7 protein-coding genes and 6 pseudogenes are annotated in these 14,504 nt (G+C 68.9%); 7 read left to right on the top strand and 6 right to left on the bottom strand.

All coding sequences use genetic code 11. The features are described 5' to 3' along the window. Window positions 1-14: 14 nt before the first annotated feature. A pseudogene (locus OG978_RS00590) lies at window positions 15-1,184 on the bottom strand (IS4 family transposase); the annotation flags it as partial. Window positions 1,185-1,402: 218 nt separating this feature from the next. After that, window positions 1,403-2,783 (bottom strand): annotated as a pseudogene (locus OG978_RS00585) (IS1380 family transposase). Window positions 2,784-2,962: 179 nt separating this feature from the next. On the opposite strand from OG978_RS00585, the pseudogene OG978_RS00580 reads away from it, so the two are divergent. The 3 pseudogenes from OG978_RS00580 to OG978_RS00570 all read left to right on the top strand — a co-directional run. Further along, window positions 2,963-4,651: pseudogene (locus OG978_RS00580) on the top strand (ISAzo13 family transposase). A gap of 71 nt (window positions 4,652-4,722) precedes the next feature. Next, window positions 4,723-6,413: pseudogene (locus OG978_RS00575) on the top strand (ISAzo13 family transposase). A gap of 97 nt (window positions 6,414-6,510) precedes the next feature. Continuing rightward, window positions 6,511-6,735: pseudogene (locus OG978_RS00570) on the top strand (ISAzo13 family transposase); the annotation flags it as partial. Between the two features lie 80 nt (window positions 6,736-6,815). Here OG978_RS00570 and OG978_RS00565 read toward each other — a convergent pair. From OG978_RS00565 to yczR, 3 genes and pseudogenes are all read right to left on the bottom strand, one after another. Continuing rightward, a pseudogene (locus tag OG978_RS00565) lies at window positions 6,816-6,920 on the bottom strand (hypothetical protein); the annotation flags it as partial. 390 nt (window positions 6,921-7,310) lie between these two features. Then, complete coding sequence (locus OG978_RS00560) at window positions 7,311-8,546, bottom strand: IS110 family transposase (protein ID WP_326763311.1); 1,236 nt, start codon at window positions 8,544-8,546, stop codon at window positions 7,311-7,313. Between the two features lie 151 nt (window positions 8,547-8,697). Then, entirely contained in the window at window positions 8,698-10,065 is a 1,368-nt protein-coding gene (yczR, locus tag OG978_RS00555) for an aminotransferase-like domain-containing protein (protein WP_326763310.1), read from the bottom strand. 62 nt (window positions 10,066-10,127) lie between these two features. On the opposite strand from yczR, the gene OG978_RS00550 reads away from it, so the two are divergent. Both OG978_RS00550 and OG978_RS00545 read left to right on the top strand, forming a co-directional pair. Then, window positions 10,128-11,033 carry a PhzF family phenazine biosynthesis protein gene (locus tag OG978_RS00550; protein WP_326763309.1) on the top strand — a complete coding sequence of 302 codons (906 nt, stop codon included), beginning with the start codon at window positions 10,128-10,130 and terminating at the stop codon, window positions 11,031-11,033. 11 nt (window positions 11,034-11,044) lie between these two features. After that, window positions 11,045-11,299: a hypothetical protein gene (locus tag OG978_RS00545; RefSeq protein ID WP_326763308.1), complete on the top strand. Its 255-nt coding sequence runs from the start codon at window positions 11,045-11,047 to the stop codon at window positions 11,297-11,299. A gap of 30 nt (window positions 11,300-11,329) precedes the next feature. Here the strand turns inward: OG978_RS00545 and OG978_RS00540 are convergent, their stop codons facing one another. Continuing rightward, window positions 11,330-11,656: a recombinase family protein gene (locus OG978_RS00540; protein ID WP_326763307.1), complete on the bottom strand. Its 327-nt coding sequence runs from the start codon at window positions 11,654-11,656 to the stop codon at window positions 11,330-11,332. A 123-nt stretch (window positions 11,657-11,779) separates the two neighbouring features. Between OG978_RS00540 and OG978_RS00535 the strand changes: the two genes are divergently transcribed. Beyond that, on the top strand, window positions 11,780-12,373 hold the full coding sequence (locus OG978_RS00535) for a TetR/AcrR family transcriptional regulator (protein ID WP_326763306.1): 594 nt from the start codon (window positions 11,780-11,782) through the stop codon (window positions 12,371-12,373). After that, window positions 12,370-14,202: an alpha/beta fold hydrolase gene (locus tag OG978_RS00530; protein WP_326763305.1), complete on the top strand. Its 1,833-nt coding sequence runs from the start codon at window positions 12,370-12,372 to the stop codon at window positions 14,200-14,202. The genes OG978_RS00535 and OG978_RS00530 overlap by 4 nt, the downstream gene beginning before the upstream one ends. Window positions 14,203-14,504: the final 302 nt, after the last annotated feature.

The following is a 14,504-nucleotide window of genomic DNA, read 5'->3' as shown; positions in this document are numbered from 1 at the left end:
AGTCCGTGATCCACTCGCCTTGCAGTACTCGAAGCGCGTAAGGAGACTCTGTCGGGGTCGTGGCCGGCGTGGGCGGCGGTGTCGGCCATCAGGGTGCGAATGGCGTAGTGGCAGCACAGGTGTCCCCAGATTTCTTGCTGGACAAGGTCGGGGGCCTTCGAGCGCAGTACCGCGCGGGGCCCGCGCTGGTGGGTCTTCAGCTCGTCGAAGGTGGTCTCGATTTCCCACCGTTGGGCGTAGGCGGCTGCGAGGTCCTCGGCGCCGGCCTCGGCAGGGTCGAGGATCGTGGTCAGCAGCCGGTATTCCTCGGGGTTGTCCCGGCCGTCATCGATCGTGTAGTCGATCACTCTGACCGTGAGTGGATCCGTCGTGGCCCGGTTCGTTCCCGATGTCGGGACGATCCGGGCCAGCCACGACCCGTCGGCCAGGGTTTCCAGGTACCGGGGCCTCAGGTTCGTCTTCACTCGCCAGAGCAGATCCGCGCCCGTGGCTGCGGCCTGTTGCCAGAGGCGGAACCCGTAGAAACCCCGGTCGGCCAGGACCAGCTGGCCCGGCTCCAGCCGCCCGACGAGCTGCCGGGACAACTCCATCTCCGACACACCGCACGGGCCGGTAACAGCGTCGAAGACCGCATGGGTGCCGCATTCAGCCAATGCCACCAGGCGGGCCTGCGGAAACGCGGCCCGCTCCCCTCGGCTTGAAGCGGGCCGCCCGAAGAACTCTGCGTTGACTGACGTGTCCGCCACGTCCAGGCACGTCCCATCGACCGCCACCAGACGACGCCCCGCCAGCCACGACCCCGGCGTGCCCGGCCCCGCCAGCGGACGTGCGACCCGCGCGAAGAGATCCCGCACCGGCTCGAACCCCAAACGAGACCTGGCCTGGAAGATCGCCGACTTCGACGGCGGCGGGAACGACTCGGACCACCCCGACGCCCACGACAGCCCGTCCGTGAGCTGCGCGAACACATCCTCGTACGAGTCATCGGAATACAGCGCCATCCCGATCGAGAAGTACGCCATTACCCGTGCGGGCAACGACCGGCGACGCCGCTCAGTACGCCCCGCCTCCTCGATCACCGCGTCAACCACGTCCGCGGGAAACACCCGCGTCAGCAACCCCACAGACACCAAATCCGACAACCGGACACCAGAAGACGGCTTCACCCAACCAGAACGCGGCATGCCCCCACAGTACCGCCCTGACCCTTAACTGAACGGTATTGGGTTTAAGCCAAGCTTAGCCTCGATCTTGCATGACGGTCCGTCGGTTCTTCCGTCGGGCCGTTTTGCTGTTGCGGATGTGCGAGGGCATGTTGGTGGCCCGGTTGTCGCGTCGGGTGGGCGCCGGGTTCCACTCCCGGGGTGGTCGTGCAGGTTGTTGGGACGGGTGAATTTACTGGTCAGCCGGGGTTCGGTAGGGCCTGGAGCCGGTCCATGGCGCTGGTGATCACGGATGTCCAGGGCCATCGGGCGGCCAGGCGGAGCCAGCGGCGGCGGCCGGTGTTCACGAGCTGGGCGGCGGCGGAAAACAAGCGGAGGCGGAGGCGCTTCGGCTCCCAACGGCGGGTTTCGCCTGTCAGGGCGAGCATCGGCATCCAGGCGAGGAGGTAGAGCGCGATGGAGACGATCTCCAGCCAGATCCGGTTCTGGGCTGTGTCGTGCAGGGGCAGGTTGCGCAGGCTGGTATCGCGGGCGTTTCGGATGCGGTCCTCGCAGCGGGCCCGCCTGCGGTGACGCAGTTCGAGGTCGGCGAGCTGGCCGCCCTTTGTGTTGGTCGCGAAGCAGGTCAGTCGCAGCCCGTCAACGTCGGTGAAGCGCAACTGGGCGCCGGGGTGTGGCCGTTCCTTGCGGACGATCAGCCGCATGCCCTTGGGCCAGGTGCTCAGGTCGGGCATGTCGGTGATCTCTGCGACCCAGGCGCCGGGCCGTTCGGTGCCGTCGGAGTCGTAGGCCGGTGTCCAGGCCCGTTTCGGGATCTTCAGCACAGCCTGGTGGATGGCGTCGGTGATGGTCATTCCGACCGAGTAGGACAGCCACCGGCCGCGGCGGGAGAGCCAGTCGAGGAAGGCGTGGGTGCCGCTCGGCGGAGTCGGTGCGGACCAGCGTCTGCCGTCCCCGCCGCAGGTGTTTGGGCAGTTGGGCCAGGGCGAGGCGGGTGGTTTCGATGTGATCGCTCGCGGTGTTGGAGCCTGCGTTGCCAGGCCGCAGCAGCGCGGCCACCGGTTCCCCGGAACCGGCCTGGCCGTGGTCGACGAACGCAACGAGCGGATGGTGACCGAAGGTCTTCTTCCAGGTCGCGGTGGCGTCCTGCTTCTCGGAGTGCGCAAGCACCAGCACGCCGTCGATGTCCACGATCACGCTGCCACCGGCGGCCGGATTGTCTTCACCGGCCAACTCCCATACTCGCGTGCGCACTTCGGCTCGTGCCGCGCGGATCGCGGTGAGCGCCTTCGGCCCGGCCGCGGCGAGCGCGTCGATGAGCCGGGAGACCGTGGGGTCCGATGCCACTGGACCGAACACGTCGGCCTCGGCCCGCAGCATGGCGACATCAGCGAGGCAGTCCCCGCCCAGAGCCGTCGCGAGTGCGATATCCAGCAGGACCTTGCCCGGATCATGCATCGTCCGCGGCTTGCGCCAGGGCGCCAGCGCCGCCGATATCGCATCGTCCAGGCCCAACGTGCGGACCGTCTCGACCAGCAGCACCGCCCCGGCCTGCGAGACCGCCCCTCTGCCGCCGCCCTCGACGCGGACACGTGGGTACAACCCGATACGCTTACTCACCTGGAGAGTGCTTCTTTCCGTGCAGCCAACAGGACCCTAGACAAGTCCCATCGTTGCAGGTCAGAAGCACTCTCTGCTTATTTGATCAAGGCATGGACGAGCACGCTCATGAAAGCGCGAGGTTAGGGCTCGTAAAGAATCAACACGTTGCTTCACGGTCTCCCTGTCGTTGGTGTGGTGTGCGCATACCGAGTGAGGTTCGTGACCAACTTGCCCTGAGATTCGGAGTGTTGTTCCCTCATCTGAATGAGCGGCAGCAGCGGCTGGCGCTGGCCGCCGAGGCCCGGCTGCTGGGGCACGGTGGGGTCCGGGCCGTCGCGCGTGCCGCAGGGGTGAGCGAGACGACGGTGCGGAAGGGTGTCTTCGAGTTGGAGGGCGGTGAGGACCCACTGCCCGATGGCCGGGTCCGCCGGGACGGCGGCGGTCGCAAGAGCGCCGAGAAGCTTGACCGGCTGCTCGTTCCGGCGTTGCTGGCGCTGGTCGAGCCGGATGAGCGGGGGATCCGATGTCGCCGCTGCGGTGGACGACCAAGTCGCTGCGGTCTCTGGCCGGGGAGCTGACGCGGCAGGGCCATACCGCGTCGGCGCCGACCGTGGGCAGGCTGCTGCGGGAGAACGGTTTCAGTCTGCAGGCCAATGCCAAGACCCTTGAGGGCGCTCAGCACCCCGACCGGGACGCGCAGTTCCGGTACATCAACGACCAGGTCAAGGACCATCAGGCGGAGGGCGAGCCGGTGGTCAGTGTGGACACGAAAAAGAAGGAAGTCGTCGGGGATTTCAAGAATGCGGGACGTCAATGGCGGCCGGCCGGTGAACCCGTGCGGGTTGACGTCCATGACTTCCCCAGCGATGCACTGGGCAAGGCCCTGCCTTATGGCATCTACGATCTGGCGGCGGACACCGGCTGGGTGAATGTCGGTACGGATCACGACACCGCAGCCTTCGCGGTCGAATCGATCCGCCGTTGGTGGAACGGGCAAGGACGCCTCGACTACCCGCAGGCCAGACGTCTGTTGATCACTGCCGATGCCGGCGGCTCCAACGGCTACCGCACCCGGGCCTTCAAGACCGAGTTGGCCGCGTTCGCCGCCCGGACCGGCCTGGCCGTCACGGTCTGCCACATGCCGCCGGGCACATCGAAGTGGAACAAGGTGGAGCATCGGCTGTTCTCCGCGATCACCATGAACTGGCGCGGCAGAGCGCTGAACAGCCACGAGGTCGTCGTGCAGTCCATCGCCGCGACCACCACCCGCACCGGTCTCACCGTCCACGCCGAACTCGACACCGGCACCTATCCCACCGGTGTGAAGGTCAGCGACACCGAGCTGAACGCGGCGCCGGTCACCGGACATGCCTTCCACGGCGAATGGAACTACACCGTGCACCCCCACCCCGCCAGCCCGGCAGACCCCACCAGGCCGACGCCCGGGCCGGCGGCGGTCTTCGACCGCGGTGCCCTGTCACATCCCGCGCTGACCGGCATGACCTGCACCGCACTGGCCGAGCTGACCGAGACCCTGACCCCTGGCTGGCAGGCGCTGCAGAAACAGGACCCGGCCACCCGACGCGACGGCGGCACCCGGCGCCGGGCCCCGGGCGGCGGCCGCAAAGCCAAACTCGACCTGGCCGACCGGGTCCTGGCCACCGTGCTGCAACAAAACCTCGCTCTGCCGCCTACCGTGCTGGCCCACCTCTTCGCCGTCAGCAAGGACACCATCCGCCACACCACCAGCGAGATCCGACGACTGATGGACCAGCACGCACACACCCCAGCCCCCAGCAGCACACCTCAGCACCCTGGCAGGACTCCTCGTCCACGCCACCGCACACGGCGCGACCCTCACGACAGAGACCAAACCAACGTGTTGATTCTTTACGAGCCCTTAGGGCTCGTAAAGAATCAACACGTTGCTTCACGGTCTCCCTGTCGTTGGTGTGGTATGCGCATACCGAGTGAGGTTCGTGACCAACTTGCCCTGAGATTCGGAGTGTTGTTCCCTCATCTGAATGAGCGGCAGCAGCGGCTGGCGCTGGCCGCCGAGGCCCGGCTGCTGGGGCACGGTGGGGTCCGGGCCGTCGCGCGTGCCGCAGGGGTGAGCGAGACGACGGTGCGGAAGGGTGTCTTCGAGTTGGAGGGCGGTGAGGACCCACTGCCCGATGGCCGGGTCCGCCGGGACGGCGGCGGTCGCAAGAGCGCCGAGAAGCTTGACCGGCTGCTCGTTCCGGCGTTGCTGGCGCTGGTCGAGCCGGATGAGCGGGGGATCCGATGTCGCCGCTGCGGTGGACGACCAAGTCGCTGCGGTCTCTGGCCGGGGAGCTGACGCGGCAGGGCCATACCGCGTCGGCGCCGACCGTGGGCAGGCTGCTGCGGGAGAACGGTTTCAGTCTGCAGGCCAATGCCAAGACCCTTGAGGGCGCTCAGCACCCCGACCGGGACGCGCAGTTCCGGTACATCAACGACCAGGTCAAGGACCATCAGGCGGAGGGCGAGCCGGTGGTCAGTGTGGACACGAAAAAGAAGGAAGTCGTCGGGGATTTCAAGAATGCGGGACGTCAATGGCGGCCGGCCGGTGAACCCGTGCGGGTTGACGTCCATGACTTCCCCAGCGATGCACTGGGCAAGGCCCTGCCTTATGGCATCTACGATCTGGCGGCGGACACCGGCTGGGTGAATGTCGGTACGGATCACGACACCGCAGCCTTCGCGGTCGAATCGATCCGCCGTTGGTGGAACGGGCAAGGACGCCTCGACTACCCGCAGGCCAGACGTCTGTTGATCACTGCCGATGCCGGCGGCTCCAACGGCTACCGCACCCGGGCCTTCAAGACCGAGTTGGCCGCGTTCGCCGCCCGGACCGGCCTGGCCGTCACGGTCTGCCACATGCCGCCGGGCACATCGAAGTGGAACAAGGTGGAGCATCGGCTGTTCTCCGCGATCACCATGAACTGGCGCGGCAGAGCGCTGAACAGCCACGAGGTCGTCGTGCAGTCCATCGCCGCGACCACCACCCGCACCGGTCTCACCGTCCACGCCGAACTCGACACCGGCACCTATCCCACCGGTGTGAAGGTCAGCGACACCGAGCTGAACGCGGCGCCGGTCACCGGACATGCCTTCCACGGCGAATGGAACTACACCGTGCACCCCCACCCCGCCAGCCCGGCAGACCCCACCAGGCCGACGCCCGGGCCGGCGGCGGTCTTCGACCGCGGTGCCCTGTCACATCCCGCGCTGACCGGCATGACCTGCACCGCACTGGCCGAGCTGACCGAGACCCTGACCCCTGGCTGGCAGGCGCTGCAGAAACAGGACCCGGCCACCCGACGCGACGGCGGCACCCGGCGCCGGGCCCCGGGCGGCGGCCGCAAAGCCAAACTCGACCTGGCCGACCGGGTCCTGGCCACCGTGCTGCAACAAAACCTCGCTCTGCCGCCTACCGTGCTGGCCCACCTCTTCGCCGTCAGCAAGGACACCATCCGCCACACCACCAGCGAGATCCGACGACTGATGGACCAGCACGCGCACACACCCCAGCCCCCAGCAGCACACCTCAGCACCCTGGCAGGACTCCTCGTCCACGCCACCGCACACGGCGCGACCCTCACGACAGAGACCAAACCAACGTGTTGATTCTTTACGAGCCCTTAGGGCGTGCAGATCTTTTACCCGTGGCTTTCCGCTCGGTGGTTCGTTGGTCTGGCATGGGTGGGTTGGAAGAGCAACAGCCGTGTTGTCAGCCAAGTTCGGGGCGATTCTGCCGCATCTCGACGAGCGGCAGCGTCGTCTGTTGATAGGGGCGGAGGCCCGGTCGCTCGGTCACGGCGGGATCCGGGCGGTCGCCCGTGCCGTCGGCGTCCGGGAGGCCACTGTGTCGCTCGGGGTGCGGGAACTGGACTCCGGAGAGGCGCCGTTGGGGTGGGTTCGCCGGCCCGGTGGTGGCAACCGCCCGGCCGCGCGCAGCTCGTCGTTCTCGGCGGCCCGGCGGGCCGCTGTGCGGGCGTTCTTGGCCCAGACCCCGATCGGGTAGTCGGCCCACACCGCACTGGTCGACGGGAGGAAGTGGCCGTGGGCGGCGGTGTAGAGCCGGGCCGCGGCCACCCCGTCCGCCCAGGCCGCGTCCCGCTCGGCCCAGACCATCCCCAATGCCTCCAGCTCCACGAGGCGCTCCGCCTCCAGGGTGCCGTCGGTGTAGTAGCGACCGCGGTGCCGAGTGCCTCGGGCGGAAGGGTGAAGGGAAGCCGCAGATAGCGATCCAGAGCGCCGTCGGGAGAGAAGTGGAAGCCCGGAGTGAGGGCGAGGTTGCGCGTGGCCGCCAGGTCGGCCAACCGGCGGGGGGTGCCCCTATCTGTTTCGTCAACCCTGTCAGGGTCGGTTCGTGGGAGTTGGTGCTGGTTTTGGGAACGTCCCGCGAAGCGGGACGTTCCCGGCGGATCGGGTGCCTGATGGGCAGCCCGGTGGCCGGCACGGCGGGGGTGGCCGTGCCGGTGCGCGCGTGATGGGGTCAGGAAGGGAGGGGCGGTGGTGCTGTCAGGCCGCGAGGCCGATGTCGCCGGGGGTTCGTGGTTCGTAGAGGGCCCCGGTGCGGATCATTGCGTGGATGACGTTCACACGTTGGCGGGCCAGGCGGAGGATCGCTTGGGTGTGGGTCTTGCCGCGTGCGCGTTGACGGTCGTAGTAGGTGCGGGAGGAGCGGTCGGATTTGCAGCCGATCGCGGCGAACGCGGCCTGGAAGAGGGCGCGTTTGAGGAGTCGGTTGCCGCGGTGGGGTGCGTGCTCGCCACGGATGGAGGTGCCCGAGGACTTGGTGGCGGGGGCGAGTCCGGCGTAGGAGGCGAGGTGTCCTGCGGTGGGGAAGGTGGTGCCGTCGCCGATGGCGACGATCACGGCGGCGGTGGTCCTGACGCCCATGCCGGGCATGGAGGTCAGGAGGTGGAAAAGAGGGAGGGCCTCCAGCAGGGCGGCGATCTCCTGCTCGGCCTGGCGGCGCTGGGTGTGGGCGGCGGCGAGCTGGGCGGCAAGTCCGGGCACGATCAGCGCGCTGGCCTCGGTGCCGGGCACGATGACGGTCTGCTCGGCAAGCGCGTCGAAGATCTCCGCGGTGAGGTGGTGGGCCTTGCGCGAGCCGTGCGCCTTGAGCAGGGCCTCGCAGCGGGCGTGGCCCAGTTTCTTCAGCCTGGCCGGGGAGCCGTGCCGTTCAAGGAGGGCCAGGATGTAGGGGTAGCCCAGCCGGGGGCCGACCACCCGCTCCAGGGTGGGATGGATCTGGGAGAGCAGGCCGCGCAGCCGGTTGGAGGTGCGGTTGACCTCGCCGGCCAGGTCGTTGTCGTAGCCGGTGAGCATGGTCAGCTCGGCCAGCTTCTCGTCGTCGCGGTCCACCGCGCGCAGGGTGTGCGGCATGGTCCGGGCGGTGTCGGCGATGACGAAGGCGTCGCGGGCGTCGGTCTTGGCTTCGCCCGGGTAGAGGTCGGCGGCCCGGCGCATCGAGAGTCCCGGCAGGTAAGCGACCCGGCAGCCGGTCGCGCGGGCCACGGTCAGTGGCAGCGCGCCGATGTTGGCGACCTGGTCCACGATCACCAGGACGGTGCCGAACTTGGCCCTGAGCTTGTCGAACAACTCCCGCAGGCGGGCCTCGGTGTTGGGCAGCTTCTTGTCGTGGACGGTCTTGCCCTGCCCGGTCAGGCCGCGGGCGTGGTGGAACTCCTTGCCCAGGTCCAGGCCGAGGAACAGACCTATGCCGGAGATATCGATGACGGTGTCGGCCATGCGCGATGCCCCTCTTCGGTCGTGCCTTTCGCATCCGTCCCGGCCGTCCCTGCGGCACCACACGCCGGCAACCACGTTACGCAGACATCCCGCCCGTGAAGAGGTCCGGCGTTGCACCGGACCAGGCAGTCGTCAGGCCCCTCATCAGCGGTCAAGCGGTGCCCCGAAGCCCGGCGGCAACACCCCCCAGGTCATCGACTTCGACAGGGGGCACACAGCCATACCGGACCCGGGGGCCAGGCGCCCCATTTCGGGGCCACAGAAAAGGTAACGGGGCGGCGTCGAGGAGCATGAGCCACAGGGACCGACCGCCCTGCGGGACCGGGAAACAACACCACGGAAGACCTGCGAGTCGCGCGACCAAGTAGTTTCTCTGGGACCTGAGTTGGGCGCGTCGGCGGCCGAGGACCGTCCGCTGGCGCTCCAGGAGCCGGGCGGCGACGAGCTGGTCGAACGGCGAGGGGGCGAGCGCGGCCGCGAGCGGGAGCGCCGCCAGCCGCCGGGTGACGTCGGGATGGGCCCGGATCCAACCTACGCGCAGGCCCGGCCACAAGGACTTGCTCAAGGAACCCACGTACACGACGTGCCGGTCACCGGCGCATGACGTGATACGCGGCGGCGGCGCGGCTCCCTCGCGCAGGTCCAAGTCCCGCATGGTCTCGTCGAAGACGACCAAGGTGTCGTGGGCGTGCAACCGCCGGCGCAGTTCGGCGCGCTCCTCCTTGCCCATCAACAGGCCCGTCGGGTTGTGGAAATCCGCGATCAGGTAAGTCAGGGACGGCCGGGCAGTCGCGAGAGTACGGTCCATGGCGGGGACGTCCCAGCCGGTGGGGGTGAGGGGCTGGGAGACCAGCCGGGCACCCGCGCCCCGGAACAGGGCGAGCGCGCCCGGATAGGTGGGGGAGTCCAGGACGACTCTGCTGTTCGGCCGCAGGTATGCCGCGCTGAGCAGGCTCAGCGCGACATCGGCGCCGCTGGTCAGCAGGAGGTGCCCGCTGTCGGTCGCGAGCCCTTGGGCCTCGTAGGCGTCGGCGATGGCTGTGCGCAGCGCCGACGGACCGGCGCCTTCAGAGGGGGCGCGCAACAGTGTGGCGGACAGCGTGTCGGTCGCTTCCCTCACGGCCTGGAGCAGTTCGCCGAAGGGTGCCGCGGGTTCCGCGATGGTGAGGTCCAGCGGTGCCCCGTTCTTGCCTGCTTCGCCCCGGTCGCTGGCCCAGGGCGAGAGGCGCTCGTGCAGCCGGGGCAGGGAGACGGTGCTGCCGGAGCCGGTCCGGGTAACGATCAGTTGCTCGGCGCGCAGGATCTGGTAGCCCATCGTCACGGTGCCCCGAGCGAGACCGAACTCGCCGGCGAGCAGGCGTTCGGCGGGAAGCCGCGCCCCGAGAGGAAGCCGACCGTCGCGGATGGCCTTCTCCACGGCATCGGCCAACCGTCGTGCGAGCGGTCCGTCGCCGGCGAGCCAGTTGCCGAGCAACTGGAAGAACCGTGACGCCGGGACGTGCCACACCGTGCCATTCACGTAGGCCACTTTATTGGGATTGGACCATGACCGGATGGATGGTCTCGCCCTAGCGTCGAGCCGTGACCAGCCACTACCGCATCAGTCCTGAAGACCACACGCCCCTGCACTACCGCCATGTCGATGTGTTTGCCAGCAAGGCGTTCACCGGCAACTCCCTTGCCGTCTTTCCCGACGTCCCCGGCCTCTCCGCCGCACAGATGCTCGCGATCACCCAGGAACTCCGGCACTTCGAGACGATCTTCCTGCGCGGTGAGGATGAGAGCCAGGACGTCACCGCCCGGGTGTTCGACCTCTTCGAGGAACTCGACTTCGCCGGACATCCGGTCCTGGGCGCGGCCGCCGTCCTTCACGAGCGTGACGGCGGCCGGGGCCTGCGGCGCTGGACGTTGCGCCTGGTCGGCGGGACCGTCGAGGTGACGACCCGGCGCACCGCCACCGGGTACCACGCGGAACTCGACCAGGGAGCGCCGGAATTCCTTGCGACTGTACCGGCGGAGGACAGGACGGAGATCGCCGCGGCGCTGAATCTGCCCACCCGGGCACTCGCCGACCTTCCCCTGTGTGTCGTCTCCACCGGCTTGCGCTATCTCATCGTGCCGGTGGTGGCGGGTCTGGCCGAGGCGAGGATCGTCCGCAGCGACTTCGCGGAGCTCGTCGGGCGGTACGGCGCGCAGTTCGCGTACGTGCTCGACATCGAGGCACTGGAAGGTCGCCACTGGAACAACGACGGCGTTCTGGAGGACATCGCGACCGGCAGTGCGGCGGGCTGCGTCGGCGCGTACCTGGCTCTGCACGGCGTTGTGCCCGTCGAGGAGGAGTTCACCCTGGGGCAGGGGCGTTTCACCGGCCGTCCGAGCCGGCTCACCGTCCTGCCGCAGGGACGCCCCGACGCGCTGCACAACATCCGGGTCGGCGGTGACGTGAGCATGGTGGCCCGGGGAACCCTGGACGCCCTGCCCGAGTGAGGACCATTGCCATGCCCAGCTTTCCCCTTCACACGGCCGACCGTATTCGCGCGGTCGTGGACCTCACCGACCTCGCGGAGCCGGTCGCCGACGCCTTCAACGCGTTCAGTACCGCCGACGGCGCCCGGGCGCCGTCGGCGGTACTGCCCGTCGCCGACGGCGGGGACTCCCATGTCAAGACCGCCCACCTGCACGTCATGCGGGATGCCGGCGCATCGGTGGGGCTGGTGTTTGCTCCATCCCGGACATGGCCGGGAGCGCGGTGAACTCGATGCTGGAGGGGTCGTGGGAGCCCTTCAGTTCTCCGGGAGGAACTCCAGGCCGATGTCGCTCGCCTTCAGTTCCTCGGCGAGCATGGCGAGTTCGATGCCGCGGCCGTGCCGCTTGTGCTCGTGGACGACGAGGGTCACGGCGACGCCGGAGGAGCGGATCTCCCCGGCGAGCTTCACGGCGGCCTCCAGCTCGGGGCGCCGGGTGGCGCGGGTGGAGATCTTCTCCGAGAAGACCCGCGTCACCCCGGTCTCGGCGAGGGAGTCAAGCTGTGCGTCGAGGGACTGCCGGGCAGTCGAGGCCCGTGCGTAGCCGAGACGGACGTGCCCGGCCGGTTCAGCGCCGGCGCTCACCGGCCGGGCAGCTCGGTCCACTCATGAAGCACCCGCCACTCCCGCTTTTGACTCCGACGTGGACATCGCTGCGACAAGCTTGAGACGCTTCACAAAATCTATAGACCGGTCTATTCTTGAGTCATGGATGGAACCAAGGGAGCCAGGACCAGCTCGCGGCTGGCGGAATCGATGCTGGAACTGATCCAGCGGCACGGCTATAGCGGCACGGGACTCAACACGGTGGTGGAGCACGCGGGTGCCCCGAAAGGGTCGCTCTACTTCCACTTCCCCCAGGGGAAGGAGGCCCTCGGAGAGAAGGCCGTCGAGCTGGCGGCCGCGCGATTTGGCTCTCTCGTCGCCGACTCGGCGCGAGGGTCGGCCACGCCGGGTGAGGTGGTACGCCGTGTGATCGACGAACTGGCCGGGATACTCAACGACAGCGGCTTCCAGCTGGGATGCCCGGTCTCGGTGGTGACACTGGAGATGGGTGCGCAGAGCGAACGTCTGCGAGACGCCTGCGCCCGTGCCTTCGAGTCATGGATCGCGCCGGTAAGTGACCTGCTCAGTGCGCACGGCCACCCTCGTCCCGTCGCCCGAGCCCTGGCGACAGCCGTGGTCAGCATGGTGGAAGGAGCGGTGATCGTCTCGCGTGCCCAGCGGTCCACCGAGCCGCTGCACTGCGCCGCCCAGGCGATCGCCGTGCTGCTGGAACAGAGCGCGGAGGCTTCGGCATGAGCCCGGAGGACCGGCATGCACTGGTGCTGGGTGCGAGCGGCTTCATCGGGCGCCACTTGGTACTCGCGCTCGGCCAGGCCGGCGTTCGAGTCAGCGCGGCCAGCCGGAGCCATGAGTCCTACCAGCGGCTGACTCGGTGGCTGGCCGGGCGCGGGTATGACCAGGTCCCGATCGACCTCCGGGTCGACTTCGCCAAGGCGTCACTGATGGACGGCGAGTGCGACGACATCACCGAGATCTACAACTGCGCCGGCGCCTACCGGTTCGGCATGTCGGTGGATGAGGCGCGTCGCGCCAACGTTGGCAGCGTCCGCGCGGTCGTCGCGTTCGGGGCGCGGCTGCCGAACCTGCGCCGCCTGGTTCAGGTCTCCGGATACCGCGTGGGCGGGCAGGACGCCGCCCCGTGGAGCGAGGAGTATCGACAGGAGACCTACCGGGCCCTGGGCGCCTACGAGGCGTCCAGGGCCGAGGCGGACGCCGTCTTCCAGGATCTGGCAGGGCAGTTGGGTGTCCCCTGGTCCATCGTCAACCCGGCCAGCGTAATCGGCGACAGCGCCACCGGGGAGTCCGACCAGTACCTCGGACTCGCCTCCAATGTGAAAGACCTCTGGCACGGCTCGCTTCCCGTGCTCCCGGGCAACGGGCACACGTTCGTCCCCGTGGTCGCGGTCGATTACCTCGCCCGTTTCATGACGCTGCTTCCGATGGACGAGGCCACCCACCGCACTGCGTACTGGACGCTGGACGACGGCACGCCCGCACTGCCCGACCTGCTCACGCTCATAGCGGAGCACTACGGGGTCAAGGCACCCAGGACACGGGTCCCGGTGTCCCTGCTCAAGCGGCTGCCCCAGTGGCTCACCAAGGCTGATCCGGAGACCGTGACGTTTTTGTCGACCGACCGCTACCCGACCGATTCGGCCCGTGCCTTCGCCGCCCGGCACGGGCTGGCCATGCCGGACACCGCCACGACGATCCGCCGCTGGGCCGACCACCTTGCAGCCCACCGCTTCGGCGACGCCCCCGCAGGTGACAGACGATTCACCAAGCTGGGCGGGATACGGACTTTCGAGCTCGGCAAGGCAGGCGCACCCACGGTGGTGCTGCCCGGTCTGCCGGTCAACGCCGACACCTGGGCGCCGGTCGTTACGGCGGTCGGGCACGCGCGCGCCGTCGACCTGCCGGGGTTGGGTATGAGCGCCGGACGCCGCGAGGACTGGCAGTCCTGGCTGACCGCGCTGGTCACCGAGACCGGTGCCCGTCACCTGGTGGGTCACTCCATCGGCGCCGCGGCCGCCGTCGACGCCGCGACCGCCCATCCCGATGCGGTGGATCAACTCACGCTGGTGTCACCGTTCTTCCTGCAGGGGCACCCGCCCCGCACCGCCAGGCGGCCGGCCCTGACCCGCTGGTACCTGAGGCGGACACCCCCCGAGGCGCTGGCCGAGCGGCTGACCGGCGCCACGGGCCACGCGGCCGCGCTCCGGTCGGCTGTCGCGGATCTTCGCCGCGGCACCGTTGGGGCCACCGCCGCCGGGCTTCTGGCCGCCACGGCGAACCCGCAGTGGCGTGCCGACCTCCAGGCCAAGCTGCAGCACTACCCAGGGCGTGTCCACATCGTCCTGGGATCCAACGATCCGCTCACCGCTGAGGGACAGTCGCTGCTGGACACCCTCCCGCACGCCACCGTGACAGTGGTTGCCGGCGCGGGGCACCATCCTCAGCTGACGCACTCAGAAGTCGTCGCTCAGGCCATCGGTTCGCAGACCGCCTTCCTGGGCTCGCACAGTGAACCCGGCGTCAGGGCGGCACGCGCACGACCGCGGTGACGAGGTGCTTGGCAGTCGAGGCAGTGCGACGAGCACGGCGGGTACGCCAACTGGTCCGCCTCCTAGGTGCGCGAAATGCTCCACGATCGCGGCGCGGTCGCGAGCGGCGCAGACACGCATCAGGTCGAGCGCCCGCCACGTTAGTCGTCCAAGGGTGGCGATGAGGTCGGCGAAGTCCTTCATCGTGTCTCCACGGTCAAATGGGCGACGGCCTCCGCCGGGGCTTGGGGGCGGGGCACTATGATCCCCAGGTCGAGGCGCTTGTCCATGTCGGAGTGATCGTCAAGGCCTGCGGATCGGTG

It is taken from the genome of Streptomyces sp. NBC_01591, assembly GCF_035918155.1.
Taxonomy (GTDB): Bacteria; Actinomycetota; Actinomycetes; order Streptomycetales; family Streptomycetaceae; genus Streptomyces.
Note: the sequence above shows the minus strand (reverse complement) of the source record. Positions and strands in the feature narration are given on the sequence as shown.